Origin of the sequence: Methylobacterium sp. J-088 (assembly GCF_022829295.1) — a bacterium.
Classification (GTDB): domain Bacteria; phylum Pseudomonadota; class Alphaproteobacteria; order Rhizobiales; family Beijerinckiaceae; genus Methylobacterium.
Genome location: NZ_JAKSYH010000250.1, coordinates 1 through 1,931 on the forward strand (window position 1 = coordinate 1; position 1,931 = coordinate 1,931).

Sequence of the window (1,931 nt, forward strand, 5' to 3'; positions counted from 1 at the left end):
GACTGCAGGACGATGTCATCCTTGGCGTGCGCGTCCGCGACGGAGGCGAGGGCGTCGGCCTTCTTCACCTCCTGATCAAGGGGGATGCCGGACGGCCCAAGAAGGTTCGCCTGCCCTGGCACCCCACCGTTCCGGTTCAGGTCGTAGACATTGCCGCCGATGGTCGCGAGGTTCGGCTTGGACTGCGTCAGCAGGTTGTTCAGGACGGTCGGATTGCGCATCGCCGCACGCGCGGCGGTCGGATCGAGCTTCAGATTGTTGACGAGGTGAGAATACGTGTCCTGCTGGCCCTGCTGCTCCTGCATGAACTTGATCTGCTCAAGCTGGCCCTTGAGCGATCCCGCTTGGCTGGCCCCGTAGCTTTGCAGACCGGCCGCGACGCCCGGCCCGATGCCGCGGTTGCTGGCGATGCCGATGCCGAGGTGGAACAGCAGGTTGCCGATGTCCGGGTTGCCGGCGCTGACGCCCTGACGGAACCGCTCCAAGACGCTGCCACCGCCCAGACCCGAGGATGCGCCGGTCGCCGCGGCCGCGCCTGCAGGCGAGACAACACCCTGTGGCGTACCGAGCGAGCGCGGCTGATCGGATAGGCGCTGCCCCGTGAGTGGATCGAATTCACCAGCGCCGCCAGGGTACCCGCCAGTCGGCGTAGAGCCAGGCGCAGCCTGATCCGTCCCGGGGCTGTTCGGGTGATAGGCGCTGGTCGCCACGAGCTGCCCACGCGGAGCGCCGGGGTTCGTGCCAGAGACCGAGCCCGTCGCGGTCGGCGCGGACAGCAGGTCGGCCTCGCTCGGGCGCTGCGGCGGGAGCGGCACGTTGCGCTGGCTGGAGGGGTCCGCCGAGCCCCCGAACGGGTTGGCACCGCCACCCATACCGGCGCGGTCGAACAGAAGCTGGTCGGGCGAGCCCGGCACGGAGCCGAGCGCAGCGCGATCCTGAGGCGAAGCCATCGCCCGTTCAAGGGCCTGGGTCTGATGCTCGCCCATCGCGACCGGTGGGCCACCACGATCCGGGATCGCGCCCGTGGCCTGCGGGTCGACCTGACCGAGCAAGCTGGACGGTGCGACCTGCGGGGCGTTGGCAGGCTGACCCTGACCCTGCAAGGCGGCCATGATCTGCGCCTGCTGATTTGGGCTCAGATCAGCGAAGGCGGGCAATGCGCCGAAGGACAGTCCTGCGCTCACGGGTTGGCCTTTCGGGTCGGAGAGGAGATGCGCAAGGTCATGCCGACCCCGCGGAGGAGATCGCGGCCCCGAGGCAGGCGAGGTGCCCTCCGGCCTGCTGCTGAAGCTGCTCGAACGCGGTGATCAGACCGACGAGATCCCCCACCGTGCCGCTGCCGTTCTCCAAGATAGTCGCGGCCTGACCGCTGACCGCCTGCAGCGCCCGGAAGGCATGGGCGGCCTCGGCCTGGCAGACGCCGATGCGAACCTGCAGGTGCGTCAGCGGCTCGCCCTCGGTCGAGATGGCGTCCGGCTCGAACTCGGGCACGTCGAGGTGATCCATCACGCGCTCCTCAAGCCGCCGTGCGGCGCTTGCCGCCGGCAGGGGTCTTGGGCCGCTCGCGCCGGATCGGCTCGGGCTCCTGCGGGATCATCGACTGCATGGCGTGCGCGAGCAGGCCGGCCGGAGCACCGCCAGAGCGACCATCAGCGGGACCCAGAAGCCCCATGATGGCTTCGCCCAGACCGTTCGCGGTCTCACCAGCATGCGAGCCGGGGATGGCGCGGATCACCATCGTCAACCGGGGCTCGGGGCCACCAGCGGGAGGCGCGGCCGGAGCCGAGGATCCACCACCGCCCTTCTTGGCCGCGTCCTCCGTGGCCTTGGCGTAATCAATACCGAGGAGGTCGCCGAGACCGATCGGGCCGACGGTGCCGGGCTTGTGGTCGGCCACCTCCTGGGCGAGCAGGCCGATCTGGGTTCGGGGC

General features: G+C 70.0%; 3 protein-coding genes. All 3 read right to left on the reverse strand.

Annotated features, from left to right (window positions below; all coding sequences use genetic code 11):
* Positions 1 to 1,184: hypothetical protein (locus MKK63_RS27065; RefSeq protein ID WP_244007032.1), on the reverse strand; the 1,184-nt coding region annotated here is incomplete at its 3' end.
* A gap of 37 nt (positions 1,185 to 1,221) precedes the next feature.
* Positions 1,222 to 1,506, reverse strand: a complete 285-nt coding sequence (locus tag MKK63_RS27070) for a hypothetical protein (protein WP_244007033.1) — start codon at positions 1,504 to 1,506, stop codon at positions 1,222 to 1,224.
* Between the two features lie 10 nt (positions 1,507 to 1,516).
* Positions 1,517 to 1,931: hypothetical protein (locus MKK63_RS27075; RefSeq protein ID WP_244007034.1), on the reverse strand; the 415-nt coding region annotated here is incomplete at its 5' end.